Below are 21,786 nucleotides of genomic sequence, written 5' to 3'. Positions count from 1 at the left end.
CCGCACTTTGCGTGATATGGCCTGCGAACGTTTGCCGGTATGATAGGCGCCCCCGCAGTCTGGATTGCGAATACGCCATGACCTTGCAGTACCCAACCATCGCCGATTGCGTCGGCAACACTCCGCTGGTCCGTTTGCAGCGTCTGCCTGGCGCCACCAGCAATACCCTTTTGCTCAAGCTCGAAGGGAATAACCCGGCGGGTTCGGTCAAGGACCGACCGGCGCTGTCGATGATTACCCGCGCTGAATTGCGCGGGCAGATCCACGCCGGCGATACGCTGATCGAAGCGACCTCGGGTAACACCGGTATCGCGCTGGCCATGGCTGCCGCGATCAAGGGTTACAAGATGATCCTGATCATGCCGGACAACTCCAGCGCCGAACGTAAAGCCGCGATGACGGCCTATGGCGCCGAGCTGATCCTGGTGACCCAGGAAGAAGGCATGGAAGGCGCGCGCGACCTCGCTCAGCGAATGGAAGCCGAAGGCCGCGGCAAGGTGCTGGACCAGTTCGCCAACGGTGATAACCCCGAGGCGCACTACACCACCACCGGTCCGGAAATCTGGCGCCAGACCGAAGGCTCCATCACTCACTTCGTCAGTTCGATGGGCACCACCGGCACCATCATGGGCGTGTCGCGCTACTTGAAAGAGCAGAACGACAACGTGCAGATCATCGGCCTGCAACCGATGGAAGGTTCGGCGATTCCGGGCATCCGTCGCTGGCCGCAGGAATACCTGCCGAAGATCTACCAGGCCGATCGCGTGGACCGGATCGTCGACATGGCGCAAAGCGAAGCCGAAGACGTGACCCGTCGTCTGGCTCGCGAAGAAGGCATCTTCTGCGGTGTGTCCTCGGGCGGTGCCGTGGCAGCGATGCTGCGCCTGTCCCAGGAAGTTGAAAACGCGGTGATCGTCGCGATCATCTGCGACCGTGGCGACCGTTACTTGTCGACCGGCATTTTCGACGCGCCCAACTGATGGCCAAGCAAGAGAGAGGCCTGCGCTTCCAACCCACCGGTGGCAGCAAGGCCCCGCAAATTCCGACCGGCAAAAAGCAGCGCTTGAACATTGAGCGCCTGGCCAATGACGGTCGCGGTATCGCGTTTTTCGAAGGTCGCACCTGGTTCGTCATCGGCGCATTGGCCGGTGAAGAAATCGAGGCGCGCGTGTTGGGCGCTCACGGCAAAGTGGTCGAGGCGCGCACCGAACGGGTGTTCCAGGCCAGCGAATTGCGTCGCCCGGCACCGTGTCCGCATGCCGGTCGCTGCGGCGGTTGCAGCGTGCAGCATCTGCCGCACACCGAACAACTCGCCCTCAAGCAGCGCATGCTCGCCGAGCAACTGTCCAAGGTCGCCGGTGTCGAACCCCAGGAATGGGCAGCGCCGTTGAGCGGTCCGGAATTCGGTTACCGCCGTCGCGCCCGAGTGGCGGTGCGTTGGGACATGAAAGCGAAGAAACTCGAAGTCGGATTCCGAGCGGCAGGCAGTCAGGACATCGTGGCCATCAACGAATGCACGGTGCTGGTCCAGCCGTTGCAGCCGATCATGACCCGCTTGCCGGAAATGCTTCGACGCTTGAGCAAACCTCAGGCGCTGGGGCATGTGGAATTGTTCGCCGGATCGTCGCTGGCCGTTTTGCTGCGGCACATGGCGCCGTTGTCCGAAGCCGACCTGACAATCCTCAAGGATTTCTGCGCGTTCCATGACGCTCAGTTGTGGCTGCATGGAGACGGCGACCCGCAACCGGTCGAGGCCGATCAGTCGCTGGGTTATCGCCTGGAGCAGTGGGATTTGAACCTGGCGTACCGGCCGGGGGATTTCATCCAGGTCAACGCCGGGGTCAACGAAGCGATGATTGCCCAGGCGCTGGACTGGTTGAAGCCGACCTCGGATGAGCGGGTTCTCGATCTATTCTGTGGGTTGGGTAACTTTGCCTTGCCCTTGGCCAAAGCCGTTCGCGAAGTGGTGGCGGTGGAAGGCGTGCAGGCGATGGTCGAGCGGGCCGCCGACAATGCGGCTAGCAATAATCTGCATAACGCAAAGTTTTTTCAGGCCGATTTATCCCAGCCTTTGTCCGATGCCGAATGGGCGCGCGAAGGCTTTTGTGCGGTACTCTTGGACCCACCGCGAGACGGTGCTTTCGAGGTCGTGCGCAAGCTGGCGTCCCTGGGCGCCAAACGATTGGTGTACGTATCGTGCAACCCGGCAACGCTGGCGCGCGATACGGCCGAATTGATCAAGCAGGGCTACCGGTTAAAACGTGCCGGGATTCTCGATATGTTTCCTCAGACGGCACATGTCGAGGCCATGGCGTTATTTGAAGCGAGCTAGGACGGCTCGTCTGGTCCGACTGGCCGCCCGTGCTGCTCTCGCATAGCCCCGTGAGGGCAATCGGGCAATGAAGGTCAGCGAATTGACGCATTGAATCTGCGTCGTAGGGAAGGTAAGCAAGATGGTACAGGTGAGAGCACACCAGCCGATCAACACCGACGGCAGTATCAATCTCGAGGCTTGGCTCGATCATGCGGTCAGTGTCGATCTGGCACTGGATCGCGAAGCCTTGAAGGAAGCGTGCGAGTTCGCTCGCGTGTCTGAACAACAAGCCAATGCGGCGAAGAATCTATGGTCCGAAGGGACCTCGAGTTTCCGCACGGGCCTTGAGATCGCCGAGATTCTCGCCGACCTCAAACTGGATCAGGATTCGTTGGTCGCGGCGGTCCTGTACCGCGGCGTGCGCGAAGGCCAGATCGAACTGCCGGCGGTCAGCCAGCGCTTTGGTCCGGTGGTCGCCAAACTCATCGACGGCGTGTTGCGCATGGCGGCGATCAGCGCCAGCCTGAGCCCCCGTCAATCGTTGGTGCTGGGCACTCAGGGGCAGGTCGAGAACCTGCGCAAAATGCTCGTGGCCATGGTCGACGACGTTCGCGTCGCGCTGATCAAACTGGCCGAACGCACCTGCGCGATCCGTGCGGTGAAAACCGCCGACGACGAGAAGCGCAACCGCGTTGCCCGTGAAGTCTTCGACATCTACGCGCCGCTGGCTCACCGTCTCGGTATCGGTCATATCAAGTGGGAACTGGAGGACTTGTCCTTCCGTTACCTCGAGCCCGATCAGTACAAGCAGATCGCCAAGTTGCTCCACGAGCGACGGCTGGATCGCGAGCGCTTCATCGCCGATGTGATGAACCAGCTGAAAGTCGAATTGCAGGCCACCGGCGTCGACGCCGACATCAGCGGTCGGGCCAAACACATCTATTCGATCTGGCGCAAAATGCAGCGCAAGGGTCTGGAGTTCAGCCAGATCTACGACGTGCGCGCCGTGCGTGTGCTGGTGCCGGAAATGCGCGACTGCTACACCGCGCTCGGCATCGTCCACACCTTGTGGCGGCACATCCCGAAAGAGTTCGACGACTACATCGCCAACCCGAAAGAGAACGGCTACCGCTCGCTGCACACCGCGGTGATCGGCCCCGAGGGCAAGGTGCTGGAAGTGCAGATCCGCACCCACGCCATGCACGAAGAAGCCGAGTTGGGCGTTTGCGCGCACTGGAAGTACAAGGGCACCGACGTCAAATCCGGCTCCAACCACTACGAAGAGAAAATCTCCTGGCTGCGTCAGGTCCTCGAGTGGCATGAAGAGCTGGGCGATATCGGCGGTCTGGCCGAACAACTGCGGGTCGATATCGAGCCGGATCGGGTCTACATCTTCACCCCGGACGGTCACGCCATCGACTTGCCGAAAGGCGCGACACCGCTGGACTTCGCCTACCGCGTGCACACCGAGATCGGCCACAACTGCCGTGGCGCGAAGATCAACGGGCGCATCGTACCGCTCAACTACAGCCTGCAAACCGGTGAGCAAGTCGAGATCATCACCAGCAAGCACGGTACTCCGAGCCGTGACTGGCTGAACCCGAACCTGGGTTACATCACCACCTCGCGGGCGCGGGCGAAGATTGTTCACTGGTTCAAGTTGCAGGCGCGCGATCAGAACGTCGCGGCCGGTAAAACGTTGCTCGAACGTGAGTTGAGTCGCCTCGGTCTGCCGGCGGTGGACTTCGACAAGCTGGCCGACAAGGCCAACATGAAGACCGCCGAGGACATGTACGCCGCGTTGGGCGCCGGTGATTTGCGTCTGGCGCAACTGGTGAACCTGGCGCAGCAACTGGTCGAGCCGGAACGCGGCAACGAGCAGCTGGAATTGATTCCGCGCAAAGCCACTGGCTACAAACCGGGCAAGCGTGGCGACATTCAGATCCAGGGCGTCGGCAATCTCATGACGCAAATGGCCGGTTGCTGTCAGCCGTTGCCGGGCGATGCCATCGTCGGCTACATCACCCAGGGCCGCGGCGTGAGCATTCACCGTCAGGACTGCGCCTCGGTGCTGCAACTGGGCGGGCGCGAGCCGGAGCGGATCATCCAGGTCAGCTGGGGCCCGGTGCCGGTGCTCACCTATCCGGTGGACATCATCATCCGCGCCTACGACCGCTCCGGTCTGCTGCGTGACGTCTCGCAAGTGCTGCTCAACGAGCGGATCAACGTGCTGGCGGTCAACACCCGCTCGAACAAAGAGGACAACACCGCGTTGATGTCCCTGACCATCGAGATTCCGGGGCTGGATGCACTGGGGCGGTTGCTGGGGCGGATTTCCCAGTTGCCGAACATCATCGAAACCCGGCGTAACCGTACGCCGTGATGATGATCTCTGTAGGAGCGAGGCTTGCCCGCGAAGGCGTCATACCTGACATACCGCCTTCGCGGGCAAGCCTCGCTCCTACAGGGTTACGGTTGCGTCCGACATACCGCATTGCAGATGTAGAGACTGATTGATGTATTCACTTGAAGACTTGCTGCACCTGATGAGCCGTCTGCGCGACCCGCAGTTCGGCTGTCCGTGGGATATCAAGCAAACCTACGCCACCATCGTCCCGCACACCCTCGAGGAAGCCTACGAAGTCGCTGACGCCATCGAGCGCGGTGACTTCGATCACTTGCAGGGTGAGCTGGGCGATTTGCTGTTCCAGGTGGTTTATTACAGCCAGCTGGCCCGGGAAGAAGGGCGTTTTGAATTCGCCGGCGTGATCGACAGCATCACCCGCAAGCTGATCCGTCGTCATCCTCACGTGTTTCCCACCGGCGATCTGTACGCGCCGCTGGACGTTCCGCGTCTGAGTGAAGAACAGGTCAAGCAGCGCTGGGAAGAGATCAAGGCTGAAGAACGCGCCGAGAAATCAGCCGCACCCGAACAGCTGTCCTTGCTCGATGATGTGCCGGCCGCACTGCCTGCATTGTCGCGCTCAGCGAAGTTGCAGAAGCGCGCAGGGCAGGTCGGTTTCGACTGGCCGGACGCCTTGCCGGTGCTGGACAAGGTTCGTGAAGAACTCGATGAAGTGCTCGAAGCCATGGCCGACAACGACTCGGCAGCGATTGCCGATGAAGTCGGTGACCTGCTGTTTTCCGTGGTCAATCTGGCGCGTCATTTGAAGGTCGATCCGGAAACCGCACTGCGTGGCGCCAACAGCAAGTTCGAAAGACGCTTCCGTTTTATCGAACAGGCATTGCGCGACACCCACCGTCCCATGGAAGATTGCACCCTCGAAGAGTTGGACGCCTTGTGGGGCGAAGCCAAACGTCAGGAAAAGAATTTGCCCAGCTGCGGTTGAGCAGTGGCCTAAGTGAGAAATAAGCACCATGAGCATTTCCCTTCGCGACCAGTTGCTCAAAGCAGGGCTGGTCAACCAAAAGCAGGCCAAACAGGTCGGCAAAGAGAAGCAGAAGCAGCAACGCCTGGCCCATAAAGGCCAGATTGAACTCGATGACTCGCAGCAGCGTGCAGCCCAGGAAGCGATGGCCGAGAAGGTCAAGCGCGACCAGGAGCTGAACCGCCAGCAGCAGGAGAAAGTCGAGGCCAAAGCCCGTGCGGCGCAGATCAAGCAATTGATCGAAGTCTCGCGCCTGCCGAAGCTGACCACCGAGGACTACTACAACTTCGTTGACGACAAGAAGGTCAAGCGCATATCCGTCAACACGCTGATGCGTAACCAGTTGAGCAATGGCTTCCTGGCGATCGTGCACCACGCTGGCGGTTACGAAGTGATCCCCCGTGAGGCCGCCCTGAAGATCCAGGAACGCGATCCACAACGCATCGTGCAGATGAACGTCAAGAAGGAAGAAGTCGCTGCCGAGGACGATCCGTACGCGGCCTATCAGATCCCTGACGATCTGATGTGGTAAGGCTTTAAAGACTGCAACAACGACAAACCCCGCTCATGGCGGGGTTTGTCGTTTTCAATGCTGTAGTTGCTTATGCGGATCGGAGCGCTCGTTGCTGCTCCTGTATTTCCAGTTCGGCCTTGTAGCTGTGGGCGTCGGTTTCGGAATGAAACATCCCCACCAGCATGTCTTGTTGATGTACATCCCAAATCCGGATACCGGCGGCGATGCCTTCATGGGATTTATGTGAATCGTCGCGTTCAGTTACTTTTACAGTCATCTGCTAGCTCCAATCTCTGTTATCTGCAGCAAGGCGTGTGCAGGACTCTGTTATATGTTTTGTTAGCCTGCTAAGTAAACGACTGAGTTCGGTAACGAATTTTTGCGAAATCGACAAAAGTCCTGCAGCCCGCCAAACACGCGGCATTCGGTCGCAGGGTGTTGAGTTTCATGACAAAAGCTTCATGTTTGCGACCAGGAAAATGCAGGTTTAACGCCGACCCTGTGGGAGCTAGCCTGCTGGCGATGACGGTGTTTCAGCCGATACATTAATTGCCTGGAAGTCCGCTATCGCGAGCAGGCTCACTCCCACAGGAATCGCGGCGTTCCACATTTTTTCAGGCACAAAAAAACGCCCCGAACCAGTCGGGGCGTTTTTGTGTGCTGCGAGACGGCGGGGTATTACTTGCCGGCCCAGCGCTTCAGTACCAGGGTGGCGTTGGTGCCACCGAAGCCGAAGCTGTTGCTCATCACGGTGTTGATGGTGGCGTCTTCGCGAGTCTTGGTCAGGATCGGCATGTCAGCCACTTCCGGGTCCAGTTCGTCGATGTTGGCGGAACCCGCCATGAAGTTGCCTTCCATCATCAGCATGCAGTAGATCGCTTCGTGAACGCCGGCGGCGCCCAGGGAGTGACCCGACAGGCTCTTGGTGGAGCTGATGGCTGGAGCCTTGTCGCCGAACACTTCACGCACACCTTTCATTTCCGCGACGTCGCCGACCGGAGTCGAAGTGCCGTGGGTGTTCAGGTAGTCGATCGGAGTATCAACGGTGGACATGGCCATCTGCATGCAGCGGATGGCGCCTTCGCCGCTTGGAGCGACCATGTCGTAGCCGTCGGAGGTCGCGCCGTAGCCAACGATTTCCGCGTAAATCTTCGCGCCGCGGGCCAGAGCATGTTCCAGCTCTTCGACCACGACCATGCCGCCACCGCCGGCGATGACGAAACCGTCACGCTTGGCGTCGTAGGCACGGGAAGCTTTTTCCGGGGTTTCGTTGTACTGGCTGGACAGTGCGCCCATGGCGTCGAACAGGAACGACTGGCTCCAATGCTCTTCTTCACCACCGCCGGCGAACACGACGTCCTGCTTGCCCATCTGGATCTGTTCCATGGCGTTACCGATGCAGTGAGCACTGGTGGCGCAGGCAGACGCGATGGAGTAGTTCAGGCCCTTGATCTTGAACGGCGTGGCCAGGCAAGCGGAAACGGTGCTGCTCATGGTCCGCGTTACACGGTATGGGCCAACGCGCTTCACGCCTTTCTCGCGCAGGATATCCAGCGCTTCCATCTGGTTCAGCGTGGAGGCGCCACCGGAACCGGCGATCAGGCCGGTACGCGGGTTGGAGACTTGCTCATCGGTCAGGCCGGAGTCTGCGATGGCATCTTTCATGGCCAGGTAGGCGTACGCCGCCGCGTGGCCGACGAAGCGATAGATCTTGCGATCGATCAGCTCTTCGAGGGGAAGGTCAATGGAGCCGGAAACCTGGCTACGCAGACCCATTTCGGCATATTCCGGGTTGAACCGGATGCCAGGGCGGCTTGCACGCAGGTTAGCGGAGACGGTCTCTTTGTCATTGCCCAGGCACGATACGATGCCCAGACCAGTGATAACGACGCGGCGCATGCGGATAACCCTTAGAAGTTGTCAGTGGAGGTAAAAACGCCGACCCGAAGGCCTTCGGCGGTGTAGATCTCGCGGCCGTCGACACTGACCGAACCATCGGCGATGGCCAGGTTCAGCTTGCCCTTGAGCACGCGCTTGATCTGAATGTTATAGGTGACTTTCTTGGCGGTCGGCAGGACCTGGCCAAAGAATTTCACTTCGCCCGAACCCAGCGCACGGCCGCGGCCCGGCAGGCCTTGCCAGCCGAGGAAGAAGCCGACCAGTTGCCACATGGCGTCGAGGCCCAGGCAGCCTGGCATCACCGGATCACCTTCGAAGTGGCAGGCGAAAAACCACAGGTCCGGAGTGATATCCAGCTCGGCGACCAATTCACCTTTGCCGTACTTGCCACCCTCGGCACTGATATGGGTGATGCGATCCACCATCAGCATGTTCGGGGCGGGCAGTTGTGCGTTACCTGGGCCGAACAGCTCACCGCGACTGCAGCGCAGCAGGTCTTCCCGAGTAAAGGCGTTTTGTTGGGTCATGCGAGCTCCTCAATAGTCCCATGCGGCAGGGTGGGGCAAATCTTCCCGGCCGACCGAGGCGTTCATGCCTCGAATCAGCAGCCTACTCATAGACTATTGCGTTGTGGTGAAAGTCACAGCACCAAGGACATGAATGTACACTTGTGCACTGAAATTATTATTCAAGCCCCTTTTCGGGCCTGTTCGGGTGCCTAAGACTGCCGCACTTTCGCCTTTCACGCCAGTCGCAGATGGTCGAAAGGCCTGCACTACTGCACCCAACGCTGCAGAATTTGCTGCAGATCAGTGCGTTTGAACGGCTTGGCCAAGTAATCGTTCATTCCGGCGGATAAACATGCCTCACGATCACCCTGCAAGGCATTGGCAGTCAGGGCGATGATCGGCAAGTCTGCACAACCGGGCAACCGGCGGATCTGGCGGGTGGCTTCGTAGCCGTCGATGATCGGCAGTCGGCAATCCATCAGAATCGCTTCGAAAATCAGGCTCTCGGCACTTCGTACCGCCTGTGCGCCATCGGTCGCGACGCTGACAGTAAAGCCCAGGCTGCGCAACATTGCTTCGATGACCGTCTGGTTGACCGGGTTGTCCTCCACCAGCAACACATTGCGCCCTTCACCATGGCCGTCGCCAGCCTGTGTTCGTGGCTTCAATTCCGGCAGCGATTGCTTATACAGGGCCAGCGGTATTTCCAGGGTGAACACCGAGCCGCGGCCTTCTTCACTCTGCGCGCGCAAGGTGCCGCCCATGCGTTCGGCCAGTGTGCGGGCAATCGGCAATCCCAGCCCGGTGCCGCCGTAACGCCTTGAAATAGAACTGTCGGCTTGCTGGAACGCATTGAACATCAATTCCAGGCTTTCGGCCGAGATGCCAATCCCGCTGTCGCGCACGGTGCAGGTGAACCACAGCAGTTCGTGATCCAGTGACTGCCACTGCGGTTCGATGCTGACGCGGCCTTGCTCGGTGAATTTCAGCGCGTTGCCCACCAGGTTGACCAGAATTTGCCGGATCCGCGTCGGGTCGCCCTGAACCTGCAGGGCGCGCATGTCCTCGGGAATCGCCAGAGCCAGATCGAGCCGGCGTTGCGCCGCGCTGTGCTGGAACGACTGGGCGCAGCTGCTGATCAGGTCCGCGAGGTTGAACGGAATGTGTTCAAGCTCCAGTTCCGAACGCTCGATGCGCGAGAAGTCGAGAATATCGTTGATGACTTTGAGCAGGTGTTCAGTGGACTCCGACGCCAGCGCCGCATACTCGATCTGCTCCTCGGTCATGTCGGTGGTTTCCAGCAGTTGCAGCATGCCCAGCACACCATTCATCGGCGTGCGCAGTTCGTGGCTCATCATCGCTAGGAAATCGGATTTGGCGTTGTTGGCCTTTTCCGCTTCTTCGCGAGTCTGGATCAATTGCGCCATGGCCTGATGCTGCTCACGGCTGGCCTGCTCGAGGCCCTGCGCGAGGTTGTTGATGTGCTGCGACAACGCGCCCAATTCGGTGTCGTCGACAATCGGCAGCGGCGTTTTATAGTCGCCGTCCTGAATCGCCTTCACGGCGTGGCCGATGTCGCGGATCGGCTGCGACAGGCTGCCGGCCAGGCGCCGGGCCACCAGAAAGGTAAATAGCAGCGCGAACAAGGCGAGGATCCCGGCCTTGAACAGGATTTCCTGCTGGCGCTGGCTGAAGGCGTCATTGGACAAACCGACGATCACCCGGCCCAGATAGTCTTCGGGCGGCGCCGTGTTATCGGCTTTGCTGCCCTGGAAAAAATCATTGTTCAGGGCGATCCGTTGCAGCCGTACCGGCGCCTGGAACACTTCGACCTGGTGCGAGCGAGCGTGGGTTTCCGACGGTTGCTCGACATACACCAGAATCCGGTTGGCGCTGTCCTGGACTTCCAGAAAGCGCACGTTTGGCGTGGCCAGCGTGGCCTTGAGCAAGCTTTCGAGCACCTCGTTGTTGCCCGAGATCACCCCGTATTCCGTCGCGGGCGCCAGTTGGTTGGCGATCAGCTGGCCGGTGTGGTTGAGCTCCTGACGCAAGTCCTGGATCCGCACGAAGGTGAAGAAACTGATCAGCAGCAAGGTCAGCAACAGGGCGGGGCCGAGGCTGATGATCTGCGTGCGGGTATTGATGTCCCATCCGCGACGGAAGGTCATGGGCGGCGTTCTCCTTCGGCCAACTGTGCTGCGACAAACGCTTCAGTCACCTGTTCAATACCCAATGAACGAGCCACCTGCGGATTACTTAACACTTTGAAGTGTTGCGGATACAACGCACGCGGCCAGGCAGTGGGCGGGCGATTGAGCAATGCGTCGAGCACTTCCAGCCAATCGTTCTGATCGCTGTAGGTGCTGGCCAGGCTGCCGGCCTTGACGAACGCGGCGTTGGGGCCGACCAGCGCAAGTTGTCGCGAGTAGCTGCTCAACAGCAGGTTTTTTGCGGTTTTGGGGTTGTACAAATCGGAGTCGTCGAGGCCCAGCAGCACATCGCAGTTCTTCAGCAAATCCTGTAAGGGGCGGCTGTCGTTGGTGTTGTCCCATCGCTCGGCAATCACTTCAAGGCCCAACGCTTGTGCCGACAGACGCAATTCCTTGAGCAGGAATTCGCTGTGACTGTCGTACAGCACGCCGATGCGTCGGGCCTCGGGCAGGATGAGCCGGATCAGGCGCAATTGCCGATCCAGCGGTGGATCGCTCCAGAGCAGGCTGAGGTTCGTTGGAAAGTCAGCGCCGAAACGTTGGTGGGCTTGCAGGCGACTGATGCGCAGCACCAAAGTCGGCGGACCTTGAGTCTCCTGCAGGCGCCAGTCGAGGCTCGGCAGATCGAGCAGGATCAAACGGGTATCGGCGGATAGTTTGCCCGGCGTCGGCAAGCTGTCCAGTGCCTGGAAACGCACGCTGTCGGCAGGGCGCATGCCGCTCAGCGCCTGCACAAAGGATTGCACGCCGGGACTGTCTTCGGTGCCGGTCAGCAGAATGTCGACGGCTTGTGCCGACAGGCTGCCGAGCAGGCCGGCAAACGTCAGGCACAACCCTGCCAGCAGGCGGCCAAGGCTTGGCGACTTCCGCGACCGGCGATGCAGCATTTAAAACGTCAGCTCCGCGCTGAAGTAGAGCACCCGACGCTCGTCGTAGTTGTTGTCGACGAAGGTGGTGGGTTGATGGTCGAGGCGCTGCTGGAGCACACCGGCCAGTTCCAGGCTGGCCTTGCCCAGGCCGATGCGTTTGGCGATGCGCGTATCGACGCGTTCGAAACGGTAGCCGTTGAGGGCGTCGTCCCCGTAATAGAAGAGGGCGCTGTTCCAGCCGTGACCCCAATTGCGCAGCCAGCCGGCGGAACCGCTGTTGCGCGCCGTCAGTTGCTCATCTTGCGGATTGCTCGCCTCGGCATCGACGTAGGCGTAAGTCAGGCGCAGCCGGTCGGCGCTGCTCAGGCGCCAGTCCAGCTGGGTTTCGGTGCCCTTGAAACGCGAGCTGTTGGAATTGCTGGCGATGTACTGATTGTTGCGCAGCGGCTCGCTGATCATGCCGCTGATTTCGTCGTAGAACAGCTTCACATCGACCGTCAGCCCAAGCTCCGCGAAGTAGCCGTTGTAGCCCAGTTCGCGCGAGCGCATGCGTTCTTGTTCGAGGTCGCCGGGGCCGCGGGTCTTGACGAAATAACGGGCGCTGGTCTGGCCGTAGGCACTGGGTCGCAGGTTGGTCACCTGGTAACTCCAGTTGACGTTGTTCTCGAACATGTCCGGGGAACGGATCGCTTCCGAGTACACCGCGCGCAGGCCGTGGCGCGGGTTGATCAGGTAATTGACCGCCACCCGAGGGGTCAACGAACTGCCGGTCAATTGCGTGTCTTCGAACATGGCTCCACCCTGCAGCAACCAGTGCTCGGTGGCGCGCCACTCGAGTTGGCCGAATGCCCGCCAGGTGGTGTCGTCGAGCGTGCCATTGAAGTAGGTTTCGGAATCTGCCCGGTCGTAACGATAGTTCATGCCACTGACCAGTCGCAGACTGTCGGACAGGCTGAGGGTGTCTTGCAGTTCAAGGTCGTAGCGCGACTCCCGTGCGCTCTGGTCGATGTCGCCACAGAGGGTTTGCCGGGCGCCGTTGCGCCATTGCGCCAGCACTTGATTGCCCAGCGCTTGTTCCGCCGCCGTGCCGGCCGGTGCGCCGGGCCCGGTAAAGCGTTCCATGTTGCGCGCCAGGCGTTCGGTGTAGTTCGGGTTGAGCTGCCAGAGTTCGGTCAGTTCCGGGCTGAACGAAACCTCGGCATCGCAGGCGCGCCAGGTCTGCTGGCGGTCCCAGTGCTGGGCCGAACCCTGGATATAAAGGCTGTGATCGGGATTGATATCCAGGTTCCAGCGCAACGAACCGGCGTAGTCCTTGGCGACGACGTCGGAATTGTTCCCGGCCGCGGTAATCCCGGAGAATACCGGGCGGTAGGTATAAGGCCGCTGGTTGGTCCCGTCCTTGGCGTTCAACTGCCAGTCGATGCTCTGGTTTTCGTTCAGCGTCTGGCTGACGGCCAGGTTGAAGCGGTTCAGACGGCGGCTGTCGCGATAATCGGCGCCGTTGCGATCGGTGTCGAAGCCGTCGTCTTCCTGGCCGGACAACGACAGGCGCAGGTCGCCGCCGTCCCACCCCGTGCCCTGGCTGGCATAAAAGTCGTTGATGCCGCGCTGGCCACGAGTGACTTTCATCCGCGTGCCGTGGCTGTCGGCCGGGTTGCGGGTGATGATGTTGACCACCGCCATCAGCGCATTGGCGCCATAGCTGACGGTGTTGGGGCCGCGGAAAACCTCGATGCGCTCGATGTCTTCCATGGCCACCGGAATATCACTCCAGTCCACCGTGGCCAGGCCGGCGCGGTATACCGAACGGCCGTCGATCAGCACCTGCATGCGCCGCGCTTCTGTGGCGTTGGTGCCGTGGTAATTCACCGTCGCCTGATTGCCGCTGATATTGCCGACCATCATGCCCGGCACCAGCCGCAGCAATTCGCTGATGTCCCGCGCGCCGCTGGCGTTGATCAGCTCGCTGTCGATCACCGTCATGCTCCCCGGGACGGCGGCCGGCGACTGCTTCAGGCGGGTGGCCGTGAGCACTTGCGGCAGCGTTTCGTTGTCGAGGAACAAGTCGTCGGCCAGCAATGGCGAGCTGAAAATCAGTGCCAGAACCAGCGGCGAGCGGGGTGAAGGGGAGCCAAACGACACGAAACGTCCTTGATAACGATGAGTTGGCGCGCATGTTAACCGAGCTGGTCGACTTTTCCATTCACGATGCCGGCATTTTCCTAGGATTTATTGGTCTTCTTCCTACAAGTATCGGTAATTGATGCGGGGGCTGGCCGCCACTGGGACGCTCCGTATAATGCCGACATCGCCACTGGTATGGATTAACGGATTGCATATGACTGAACAGCGCCCAATTGCGGTCCTGGGGGGCGGAAGTTTTGGTACCGCCGTGGCTAATCTGTTGGCCGAGAACGGGCATCAGGTCCGGCAGTGGATGCGTGATCCCGAACAGGCCGAGTCCATTCGGGTCAATCGCGAGAACCCGCGTTACCTCAAAGGCATCAAGATTCTTCCGGCAGTCGAACCGGTGACCGACTTGCAAGCGACCCTGGACGCCTGCGACCTGTGCTTTGTCGCGCTGCCGTCCAGCGCGCTGCGCTCGGTACTGGTCCCGCACGCCGACCGTTTGAACGGCAAATTGCTGGTCAGCCTGACCAAAGGCATCGAAGCCCACACCTTCAAGCTGATGAGCGAGATCCTCGAGGAAATCGCCCCGCAAGCGCGCATCGGCGTGCTGTCCGGGCCGAACCTGGCCCGTGAAATCGCCGAACACGCGCTGACCGCCACGGTGGTCGCCAGCGAAGACGAAGAACTCTGCCAACGAGTCCAGGAAGCGCTGCATGGTCGCACCTTCCGCGTTTACGCCAGCGCCGACCGTTTTGGCGTGGAGTTGGGCGGGGCACTGAAAAATGTGTACGCGATCATCGCCGGCATGGCGGTGGCGCTGGGCATGGGCGAAAACACCAAGAGCATGCTGATCACTCGCGCGTTGGCGGAAATGACCCGCTTCGCGGTGAATCAGGGCGCCAACCCGATGACGTTCCTGGGGCTGGCCGGCGTGGGCGACTTGATCGTCACGTGCTCGTCGCCGAAAAGCCGCAACTACCAGGTCGGGTTTGCCCTCGGCCAGGGGTTGAGCCTTGAAGATGCGGTCACCCGCCTGGGCGAAGTCGCCGAAGGCGTGAACACGCTCAAGGTGCTCAAGGCCAAGGCTCAGGAAGTGGGCGTCTATATGCCGCTGGTCGCCGGGTTGCACGCGATCCTGTTCGAAGGGCGCACGCTCAATCAAGTGATTGAACTGTTGATGCGCGGCGAACCCAAAACCGATGTGGACTTCATTTCCACCAGTGGTTTCAACTGATCACGCTTTCCAGGGAGATGCACATGAACGATCCGAAAACAGAGGCCACCTACGAGTCCATTCTGCTGCGGGTGTTATGGATGATCGTCTTCTTGCTGGTCTGGCAAGTGGCGCAGTTCATCCTCGGCGCGGTGGTGCTGGTGCAACTGATCTATCGTTTGATTTATGGCGCCCCGAGCGCCAGCCTGATGAACTTCGGCGACAGCCTGAGCCAGTTCCTGGCGCAGATCGGTCGTTTCGGCACCTTCCACAGCGACCAGAAACCCTGGCCGTTCGCCGACTGGCCGACGCCGCGTACACCGGAAGGCGAAGCGCCGCACGCCGTGCCGCCCGCGCCACATCCGGCCCGAGATGAGGAGCCGAAACTATGAAACTCTGGGTATTGCGTCATGGTGAAGCCGAGCCACACGGCAGTCGTCCTGATTCCGAGCGGGCATTGACCGCCCACGGTCGTGAAGAAGTGCTGCGCACCGCCGCCGAGTTGATCGGCCAGCCGATTACCGCGATTTATGCCAGTCCTTTCCTGCGAGCGCAGGAGACCGCGCAGCTGGTACGCGAAGCGCTGGGCTTCCAGCCAGAGATCCGCACCGTTGAATGGTTGACCCCCGACAATCGTCCGCAAGCGGTAGCCGAGCAGTTGGTGTCTGTCGATCACGCGCTGCTGGTCAGCCATAACCCGCTGGTAGGCAATTTGCTGGGTTACCTGCAGAACGGGCATGTGCAAGATCCGGAAGCGGTGAAAACGGCCGGCCTTGCAGAACTCGAAGGTGACTTGCCGCTGGCCGGTGCGATGAAACTCAAAGGCATCAAACACCCGTAACCCTGGTGTTTCCGGGGGGGATGGTGGGTGCCCGAAACATGTGAGCGACACTGATCAAGTGTGAGAGCGGGCTTGCTCGCGAAGAGGGAGTGTCAGTCCCTATCAATGTTGCCTGACACACCGCTTTCGCGAGCAAGCCCGCTCCCACAGGTTCTGCTGCGCACCTGTTTTTTTTGTGTGAAATAGTCAACCAAGCAACCGCTTGGTTGACTACGCTTGCTCCAGACCAAAAATAAAGGAGCGAGTCGCATGTCAGCTGCTTTTCGTTTGCCGCTGGACGTCTTTTACGAGCGTGAAGCCCGTCATCCCCGCCAGCGGTATCTGGTCCAGCCTACCGGCGGCGGACAAGTCGAGACCCTGACCTGGGCCGACGTCGGCCATCAGGCTCGCTGCGCCGCGCACTGGCTGCGGGCCCGCGAACTGCCCCAAGGCAGCCACATCGCCCTGATCTCGAAAAACTGTGCCCACTGGATCATCGCCGACCTGGCAATCTGGATGGCCGGCCACGTTTCAGTGCCGCTGTACCCGAACCTCACGGCCGAATCCGTGGCGCAAGTGCTTCAACACTCAGAAGCGGCGCTGGCGTTCATCGGTAAACTCGATGACTGGCCGGGCATGTCCCGCGGGGTCAGCGCCGACCTGCCGACCATCAGCCTGCCACTGCATCCCCCTGGCACCTTTGATTTCAGCTGGGCTGACCTGCAGCGCAGCTCACCGATCCAGGACGACCCCAAACCCGCTGCCGATCAATTGGCGACCATCATTTACACCTCCGGCACCACCGGGCTGCCTAAAGGCGTCATGCACAGCTTCGGCAATCTGGGGTTCGCTACCACCCGCGGCACTCAGTTGTTTGGCCTCAACGAGTCGGACCGACTGCTGTCCTACCTGCCGCTGTGCCACGTTGCCGAGCGGATGTTTGTCGAGTTGGCGTCGATCTACACCGGGCAAACCGTGTTCTTTGCCGAGAGCCTCGACACCTTCCTCACCGATTTGCAGCGCGCGCGGCCGACCGCATTGTTTGGCGTGCCGCGGATCTGGACCAAGTTCCAGATGGGCGTGTACAGCAAGATCCCGGCAAAACGCCTCGACTTCCTGCTCGGGCTGCCCTTCATCGGCAAGCGGGTCGGGCACAAAGTGCTCGCCGGGTTGGGGCTGGATGCGTTGCGCGTGGCGTTGTCCGGCGCCGCACCCGTGCCGCAGACCTTGTTGCTGTGGTATCGCAAATTGGGGCTGGACGTGCTGGAGGTCTACGGCATGACCGAGAGCTGCGGTTACTCCCACATCGGCCGCCCCGGGGACGATAAACCCGGCTGGATCGGCAAGCCTTGCCCGGAAGTTGAAGTGCGGATCGCCGACTCCGGCGAAGTCATGGTGCGCAGCGGCGCGACCATGCTTGGTTATTTCAAGGACCCTGAGAAAACCGCAGAAACCATCACCGAGGACGGCTTCCTGCGCACCGGTGACAAGGGCGAGCAAGATACCGAGGGCTACCTGCGCCTGACCGGGCGGCTGAAAGAAATCTTCAAGACCAGCAAAGGCAAATACGTCGCCCCGGCGCCGATCGAAAACCGGCTGGCGGTGCATTCGCGGATCGAACAGGTGTGCGTGGTCGGCGATGGTTTGAGTGCGCCGCTGGGGTTGTGCGTGCTGTCCGCTGTCGGTCAGCAGGATGCCAGCGGAACGGCGCGGGCGGGGCTGCATTCAAGCCTGGAAAAACTGCTGGAGGAGGTCAATGGCGGGCTCGACAAACACGAGCGCTTGCGTCGGTTGGTGGTGGTCAAGGACAGTTGGGCGGTGGAAAACGGCTTCCTGACGCCGACCCTGAAGATCAAGCGCAACGTGATCGAAGCGGCGTACGGCGCTCGCTTCGAAGAATGGAGCGAGCGCAGCGAGGCGGTGCTGTGGCAGGATTGAGCGACGAATAAAACCAACAAAGGAAAGCAACGATGAGTTTGTGGCGTACCACTCCCAACGTCGAGCAGTTGAACGCAATCCAGAAAAACACCATCGGCGAAGTGCTGGATATTCGCTTCGAAGCCTTTGATGAGGAATCCCTGACCGCGAGCATGGTCATCGACCACCGCACGCATCAGCCATACGGTTTACTGCACGGCGGCGCCTCGCTGGTGCTGGCTGAAACGGTCGGTTCCATGGCCAGTTACCTGTGCATCGATGCGAGCAAGTTCTATTGCGTGGGTCTGGAAATCAACGCCAACCACTTGCGAGGTCTGCGCAGCGGGCGAGTGACGGCGGTGGCCAAGCCGATTCACATTGGGCGCACGACCCATGTCTGGGACATTCGCTTGACCAGCGATGAGGGCAAGGCCAGTTGCGTGTCGCGGTTGACCATGGCGGTTGTGCCATTGGGCGAAAATCCTCCGGCCCGCTGAGAGTGTGTTTCTTCAATTCATTCCGCCCCCTCACCCTAACCCTCTCCCCAAGGGGCGAGGGGACTGACCGAGTTGTTTCTGGAGCTACATCGACCTGAAATATCGAGTCGAACTCAGGTCTGGAAGCCAACGCAGATCTGCTCCCTTTCCCCCTCTCCCCCGTGGGGAGAGGGCTGGGGTGAGGGGTGGATTCATCTGACACGCCATTCCCTTGACCGGACTGTCATCATTCCTGGCACTTACAGTCATTGCCGCAGGCTCGCGTCTTACGGACAATCAACCCCTGTTCTCGCTCATGGATTTGCCGGTATGTCGCAACAGATATTTTTCGCCCACGCCAATGGATTTCCGTCGGGCACCTACGGCAAGTTGTTCGCGGCGCTGGCGCCCGAGTATCAGGTGACGCATCTGGAACAGCACGCCCACGATCCGCGTTTCCCGGCGGACGACAATTGGCGCAACCTGGTGGATGAGCTGATCCATCACCTCAAACAGCAACCGGAACCGGTCTGGGGCGTCGGTCACTCCTTCGGCGGTGTGTTGCACCTGCACGCGGCATTGCGTTGCCCTGAACTGTATCGCGGCGTGGTGATGCTCGATTCGCCGGTATTGACCCGTGCCGATCAATGGGTGATCCGTGCCGCCAAGCGCTTTGGTTTCATCGACCGTCTGACCCCGGCCGGCCGCACGCTGGGGCGCCGGGAAGAGTTCGCCGATCTGGAAGCGGCGCGACTGTATTTCGCGGGTAAAACCCTGTTCCGCAGCTTCGATCCGGAATGCTTCGACGCGTACCTGCAACACGGTTTGCAAAAAGTCGGCGACAAGCTGCGCCTGCGTTTCGACCCGGCCACGGAAATCAGCATCTACCGCGGCGTCCCGCACACCAGTCCAGGCCAGGCACGGCAGTTGAAAGTGCCGTTGGCGGTGGTGCGTGGGCACAAGAGCCGGGTGGTGATGCGTCATCACGCAAGCTCCGTCGGGCGCATGCCGTTGGGTGAGTCCCTGACCATGCCCGGCGGCCACATGTTTCCCCTCGAACGTCCGCAAGACACTGCCGCGCTGCTGAAAAACCTGTTCAGCCGCTGGGAAGGTCGTCGCCAGCAGGATTGCGCATGAGCCATGTCGTCGAAGAAGTTCGCCTGAGCCTGCCGCACATCGAACTGGCCGCGCATTTGTTCGGCCCCGAAGACGGCCTGCCGGTGATTGCCTTGCACGGCTGGCTGGACAACGCCAACAGCTTTGCCCGGCTGGCACCGAAGCTCAAAGGCCTGCGCATCATCGCGCTGGACATGGCCGGTCACGGTCACTCCGGGCATCGCCCGACCGGTGCCGGTTACGCGATGTGGGATTACGCCCACGACGTGCTGCAAGTTGCCGAACAGTTGGGCCTGAAGCGTTTTGCACTGATGGGGCACTCCATGGGCGCGATCGCTTCGTTGATCATCGCCGGGTCGATGCCGGAACGCGTCACGCATCTGGCGTTGATCGACGGCATCATTCCTCCTACGGACAAAGGCGAAAATGCCGCCGAACGCATGGGCATGGCCCTGCAAGCGCAGCTGGATTTGCGGGAAAAACGCAAACCGGTCTACAACACCCTGGACCGTGCCATCGAGGCTCGCATGAAAGGTTTGGTGGCGGTCAGTCGCGAAGCGGCCGAGCTGTTGGCTCAACGGGGTTTGATGCCGGTGCCCGGCGGTTACACCTGGCGCACCGACAACCGTCTCACGCTACCGTCGCCGTTGCGTCTTACCACCGAACAGGCGATGGCTTTCGTCCAGCGGGTCAGTTGTCCTGCGTTGTTGGTGGTTGCAGCGGACGGCATGCTCGCCAAACATCCTGAATTACTGGAGCGTCTACCCTTTAGCCGTGAACAGCTGCCTGGCGGTCATCATTTGCACCTGAATGACGAACCCGGCGCCGACCTTGTCGCAGACTGTTTCAATAGGTTCTTCGCCGTTCCTTGACTTGCGCCGGGCAACTGTCGAGGCTGGGCGGGTTGAAATGGGAGACAACCATGATAGATCTCTACACCGCTGCGACCCCGAATGGCCACAAGGTCTCTATCGTGCTCGAGGAACTCGGCCTGCCCTACACGGTGCACGCCTTGAGTTTCGACAAAAAGGAACAGAAGTCACCGGACTTCCTCAAGATCAATCCCAATGGCCGGATTCCGGCGATTGTCGACCGCGCCAACGGCGATTTTGCCGTGTTCGAATCCGGCGCTATCCTGATTTACCTGGCTGAACTGAGCGGCAAACTGCTGCCCAAGGACCCGAAGGGGCGCTCGGTCGTCCTGCAATGGCTGATGTTCCAGATGGGTGGGATCGGCCCGATGCAGGGCCAGGCCAACGTGTTTTTCCGCTACTTTCCGGAAAAGCTCCAGGGCGCCATCGACCGCTATCAACATGAAACCCGCCGCCTCTATGAGGTGCTCGACACGCGCCTGCAAGCCATGGAGTTTCTGGCGGACGAGTACAGCATTGCCGACATCGCCACCTATCCTTGGGTGCGGGGCCATGAGTGGTCCGGTGTCGAGGTGGACGGTTTGCCGGCCTTGCAGCGCTGGATGGCGACCATGGAAGCGCGTCCGGCGGTCCAGAGCGGTTTGCTGGTGCCCGAGCGCATCGATGATGCCAGTGTCGTCAAAGGTGCCCAGGCCATGCTGATCCGATGAGTCTATCCATGCGTTCATTCAGTGTGCTGGCGCTGTGTTGTTTCAGCCCCATGTTATTTGCCGCCGATGTCCCGGGCAGTCAGGACTTGCCGATCGTGCCGCGCATGGCCGATGCGCAGATCGTCGACTATCGCCCGGCGGTGGAACTCGAGCGGATTTATCCGCTGGGTTCGATCCGTAAAATCAGTGGCCAGTTGCGCTTCGATGGGCAGGTCAGCGCGCGCGGGCAAACCACCTCGGTAACCTACGAGTTGCCGCCGGAACACTCCTCCAACGATGCCTTCACTGCGGCGCGTGAAGCCTTGCAGAAGCAGGGCGCCGAGTTGCTGTTCTGGTGCCAGGCGCGCGATTGCGGCGAAAGCAGCCTGTGGGCCAACGAAGTGTTCACCAACGCCAAGCTCTATGGCGCCGATGATCAGCAGGCGTATTTGCTGCTGCGACTGGCGGCGCCACAGGACAACACGCTCGTCGCGCTTTACAGCATCACTCGCGGCAATCGCAAAGCCTATCTGCACGTCGAACAATTCGACGCCGCGGCGCCGCTGGGCGATTTGCTGCCGACGTCGGCGACCTTGCTGCGAGAGCTGAAAAGTACCGGTGTACTCGATTTCCCCACATTGAGCGCCGATCCTGATGCCACCTGGCTGCGGTTGCTTTCCCGCGGGTTGAACCTGGATACCACGTTGCGGGTCAGTGTTTCCGGGCCGAATGCCGAAGCCTGGCGCCAGGCGCTGATCGGGCAGGGCGTGCGCGCTGCGCGAATGGAAGCCGGCAGCGTCGAAAGCCCTGGCCTGCACATCGAACTGTTGCGATAAGCTTCATCAGGCG

General features: G+C 60.7%; 20 protein-coding genes. 14 read left to right on the top strand and 6 right to left on the bottom strand.

Features of this window, described 5'->3' with window-relative positions:
* Positions 1–77: 77 nt before the first annotated feature.
* The 5 genes from cysM to ACA060_RS21335 all read left to right on the top strand — a co-directional run bounded on the left by cysM (position 78) and on the right by ACA060_RS21335 (position 6,235).
* Complete coding sequence (gene cysM / locus ACA060_RS21355; protein WP_497313024.1) at positions 78–980, top strand: cysteine synthase CysM; 903 nt, start codon at positions 78–80, stop codon at positions 978–980.
* Positions 980–2,332 carry a 23S rRNA (uracil(1939)-C(5))-methyltransferase RlmD gene (rlmD, locus tag ACA060_RS21350; protein WP_109633934.1) on the top strand — a complete coding sequence of 451 codons (1,353 nt, stop codon included), beginning with the start codon at positions 980–982 and terminating at the stop codon, positions 2,330–2,332. Before cysM ends, rlmD begins: the two co-directional genes overlap by 1 nt.
* 121 nt (positions 2,333–2,453) lie before the next feature.
* On the top strand, positions 2,454–4,697 hold the full coding sequence (gene relA, locus ACA060_RS21345) for a GTP diphosphokinase (protein ID WP_497313022.1): 2,244 nt from the start codon (positions 2,454–2,456) through the stop codon (positions 4,695–4,697).
* 133 nt (positions 4,698–4,830) lie between these two features.
* Complete coding sequence (gene mazG, locus ACA060_RS21340) at positions 4,831–5,664, top strand: nucleoside triphosphate pyrophosphohydrolase (protein WP_403105999.1); 834 nt, start codon at positions 4,831–4,833, stop codon at positions 5,662–5,664.
* A gap of 28 nt (positions 5,665–5,692) precedes the next feature.
* Positions 5,693–6,235, top strand: a complete 543-nt coding sequence (locus ACA060_RS21335; RefSeq protein ID WP_109633931.1) for a DUF2058 domain-containing protein — start codon at positions 5,693–5,695, stop codon at positions 6,233–6,235.
* A 70-nt stretch (positions 6,236–6,305) separates the two neighbouring features.
* Here the strand turns inward: ACA060_RS21335 and ACA060_RS21330 are convergent, their stop codons facing one another.
* The 6 genes from ACA060_RS21330 to ACA060_RS21305 all read right to left on the bottom strand — a co-directional run bounded on the left by ACA060_RS21330 (position 6,306) and on the right by ACA060_RS21305 (position 13,846).
* On the bottom strand, positions 6,306–6,494 hold the full coding sequence (locus ACA060_RS21330; protein WP_497313020.1) for a hypothetical protein: 189 nt from the start codon (positions 6,492–6,494) through the stop codon (positions 6,306–6,308).
* Positions 6,495–6,895: 401 nt separating this feature from the next.
* Positions 6,896–8,116, bottom strand: coding sequence for a beta-ketoacyl-ACP synthase I (fabB, locus tag ACA060_RS21325; protein ID WP_109633929.1), 1,221 nt, complete (start codon positions 8,114–8,116; stop codon positions 6,896–6,898).
* A gap of 11 nt (positions 8,117–8,127) precedes the next feature.
* Positions 8,128–8,643 (bottom strand): 3-hydroxyacyl-[acyl-carrier-protein] dehydratase FabA, encoded by a 516-nt coding sequence (gene fabA, locus ACA060_RS21320; protein ID WP_008148022.1) that lies wholly within the window; start codon positions 8,641–8,643, stop codon positions 8,128–8,130.
* A gap of 248 nt (positions 8,644–8,891) precedes the next feature.
* Positions 8,892–10,793 (bottom strand): ATP-binding protein, encoded by a 1,902-nt coding sequence (locus tag ACA060_RS21315; protein ID WP_109633927.1) that lies wholly within the window; start codon positions 10,791–10,793, stop codon positions 8,892–8,894.
* Entirely contained in the window at positions 10,790–11,722 is a 933-nt protein-coding gene (locus ACA060_RS21310) for an ABC transporter substrate-binding protein (RefSeq protein WP_497313017.1), read from the bottom strand. The genes ACA060_RS21315 and ACA060_RS21310 overlap by 4 nt, the downstream gene beginning before the upstream one ends.
* Positions 11,723–13,846 carry a TonB-dependent receptor plug domain-containing protein gene (locus ACA060_RS21305; RefSeq protein WP_109633924.1) on the bottom strand — a complete coding sequence of 708 codons (2,124 nt, stop codon included), beginning with the start codon at positions 13,844–13,846 and terminating at the stop codon, positions 11,723–11,725.
* Between the two features lie 196 nt (positions 13,847–14,042).
* Here ACA060_RS21305 and ACA060_RS21300 point away from each other — a divergent pair, with 196 nt between their 5' ends.
* The 9 genes from ACA060_RS21300 (at position 14,043) to ACA060_RS21260 (ending at position 21,773) form a co-directional block, all read left to right on the top strand.
* The gene (locus tag ACA060_RS21300) at positions 14,043–15,068 is read left to right on the top strand and encodes an NAD(P)H-dependent glycerol-3-phosphate dehydrogenase (protein ID WP_109633922.1); all 1,026 of its coding nucleotides are present in this window, start codon (positions 14,043–14,045) and stop codon (positions 15,066–15,068) included.
* 23 nt (positions 15,069–15,091) lie between these two features.
* A complete protein-coding gene (locus ACA060_RS21295; protein ID WP_010457073.1) occupies positions 15,092–15,439 on the top strand; it encodes a DUF4389 domain-containing protein in 348 nt (115 codons plus the stop codon).
* Positions 15,436–15,888, top strand: a complete 453-nt coding sequence (gene sixA, locus ACA060_RS21290; RefSeq protein ID WP_109633918.1) for a phosphohistidine phosphatase SixA — start codon at positions 15,436–15,438, stop codon at positions 15,886–15,888. The genes ACA060_RS21295 and sixA overlap by 4 nt, the downstream gene beginning before the upstream one ends.
* A gap of 249 nt (positions 15,889–16,137) precedes the next feature.
* Positions 16,138–17,805: an AMP-binding protein gene (locus ACA060_RS21285; RefSeq protein WP_109633916.1), complete on the top strand. Its 1,668-nt coding sequence runs from the start codon at positions 16,138–16,140 to the stop codon at positions 17,803–17,805.
* Positions 17,806–17,837: 32 nt separating this feature from the next.
* Positions 17,838–18,281: a hotdog fold thioesterase gene (locus ACA060_RS21280; RefSeq protein ID WP_497313013.1), complete on the top strand. Its 444-nt coding sequence runs from the start codon at positions 17,838–17,840 to the stop codon at positions 18,279–18,281.
* Between the two features lie 309 nt (positions 18,282–18,590).
* Entirely contained in the window at positions 18,591–19,397 is an 807-nt protein-coding gene (locus ACA060_RS21275; RefSeq protein ID WP_162556236.1) for an alpha/beta fold hydrolase, read from the top strand.
* A complete protein-coding gene (locus tag ACA060_RS21270) occupies positions 19,394–20,248 on the top strand; it encodes an alpha/beta hydrolase (protein WP_010457064.1) in 855 nt (284 codons plus the stop codon). The genes ACA060_RS21275 and ACA060_RS21270 overlap by 4 nt, the downstream gene beginning before the upstream one ends.
* 50 nt (positions 20,249–20,298) lie before the next feature.
* Positions 20,299–20,958 (top strand): glutathione S-transferase family protein, encoded by a 660-nt coding sequence (locus ACA060_RS21265; RefSeq protein ID WP_497313012.1) that lies wholly within the window; start codon positions 20,299–20,301, stop codon positions 20,956–20,958.
* Positions 20,959–20,966: 8 nt separating this feature from the next.
* Entirely contained in the window at positions 20,967–21,773 is an 807-nt protein-coding gene (locus tag ACA060_RS21260; protein ID WP_109633908.1) for a DUF4892 domain-containing protein, read from the top strand.
* Positions 21,774–21,786 lie beyond the last annotated feature (13 nt).

It is taken from the genome of Pseudomonas sp. LBUM1671, from assembly GCF_059695685.1.
This window is presented reverse-complemented; position numbering and strand designations above follow the sequence as displayed.

Excerpts from the sequence above, each read along its gene's own strand:
- cysM (WP_497313024.1), top strand. The coding sequence starts at position 78 with ATGACCTTGCAGTACCCAACCATCGCCGATTGCGTCGGCAACACTCCG.
- rlmD (WP_109633934.1), top strand. The coding sequence starts at position 980 with ATGGCCAAGCAAGAGAGAGGCCTGCGCTTCCAACCCACCGGTGGCAGC.
- relA (WP_497313022.1), top strand. The coding sequence starts at position 2,454 with ATGGTACAGGTGAGAGCACACCAGCCGATCAACACCGACGGCAGTATC.
- mazG (WP_403105999.1), top strand. The coding sequence starts at position 4,831 with ATGTATTCACTTGAAGACTTGCTGCACCTGATGAGCCGTCTGCGCGAC.
- ACA060_RS21335 (WP_109633931.1), top strand. The coding sequence starts at position 5,693 with ATGAGCATTTCCCTTCGCGACCAGTTGCTCAAAGCAGGGCTGGTCAAC.
- ACA060_RS21330 (WP_497313020.1), bottom strand. The coding sequence starts at position 6,494 with ATGACTGTAAAAGTAACTGAACGCGACGATTCACATAAATCCCATGAA.
- fabB (WP_109633929.1), bottom strand. The coding sequence starts at position 8,116 with ATGCGCCGCGTCGTTATCACTGGTCTGGGCATCGTATCGTGCCTGGGC.
- fabA (WP_008148022.1), bottom strand. The coding sequence starts at position 8,643 with ATGACCCAACAAAACGCCTTTACTCGGGAAGACCTGCTGCGCTGCAGT.
- ACA060_RS21315 (WP_109633927.1), bottom strand. The coding sequence starts at position 10,793 with ATGACCTTCCGTCGCGGATGGGACATCAATACCCGCACGCAGATCATC.
- ACA060_RS21310 (WP_497313017.1), bottom strand. The coding sequence starts at position 11,722 with ATGCTGCATCGCCGGTCGCGGAAGTCGCCAAGCCTTGGCCGCCTGCTG.
- ACA060_RS21300 (WP_109633922.1), top strand. The coding sequence starts at position 14,043 with ATGACTGAACAGCGCCCAATTGCGGTCCTGGGGGGCGGAAGTTTTGGT.
- ACA060_RS21295 (WP_010457073.1), top strand. The coding sequence starts at position 15,092 with ATGAACGATCCGAAAACAGAGGCCACCTACGAGTCCATTCTGCTGCGG.
- sixA (WP_109633918.1), top strand. The coding sequence starts at position 15,436 with ATGAAACTCTGGGTATTGCGTCATGGTGAAGCCGAGCCACACGGCAGT.
- ACA060_RS21285 (WP_109633916.1), top strand. The coding sequence starts at position 16,138 with ATGTCAGCTGCTTTTCGTTTGCCGCTGGACGTCTTTTACGAGCGTGAA.
- ACA060_RS21280 (WP_497313013.1), top strand. The coding sequence starts at position 17,838 with ATGAGTTTGTGGCGTACCACTCCCAACGTCGAGCAGTTGAACGCAATC.
- ACA060_RS21275 (WP_162556236.1), top strand. The coding sequence starts at position 18,591 with ATGTCGCAACAGATATTTTTCGCCCACGCCAATGGATTTCCGTCGGGC.
- ACA060_RS21270 (WP_010457064.1), top strand. The coding sequence starts at position 19,394 with ATGAGCCATGTCGTCGAAGAAGTTCGCCTGAGCCTGCCGCACATCGAA.
- ACA060_RS21265 (WP_497313012.1), top strand. The coding sequence starts at position 20,299 with ATGATAGATCTCTACACCGCTGCGACCCCGAATGGCCACAAGGTCTCT.
- ACA060_RS21260 (WP_109633908.1), top strand. The coding sequence starts at position 20,967 with ATGCGTTCATTCAGTGTGCTGGCGCTGTGTTGTTTCAGCCCCATGTTA.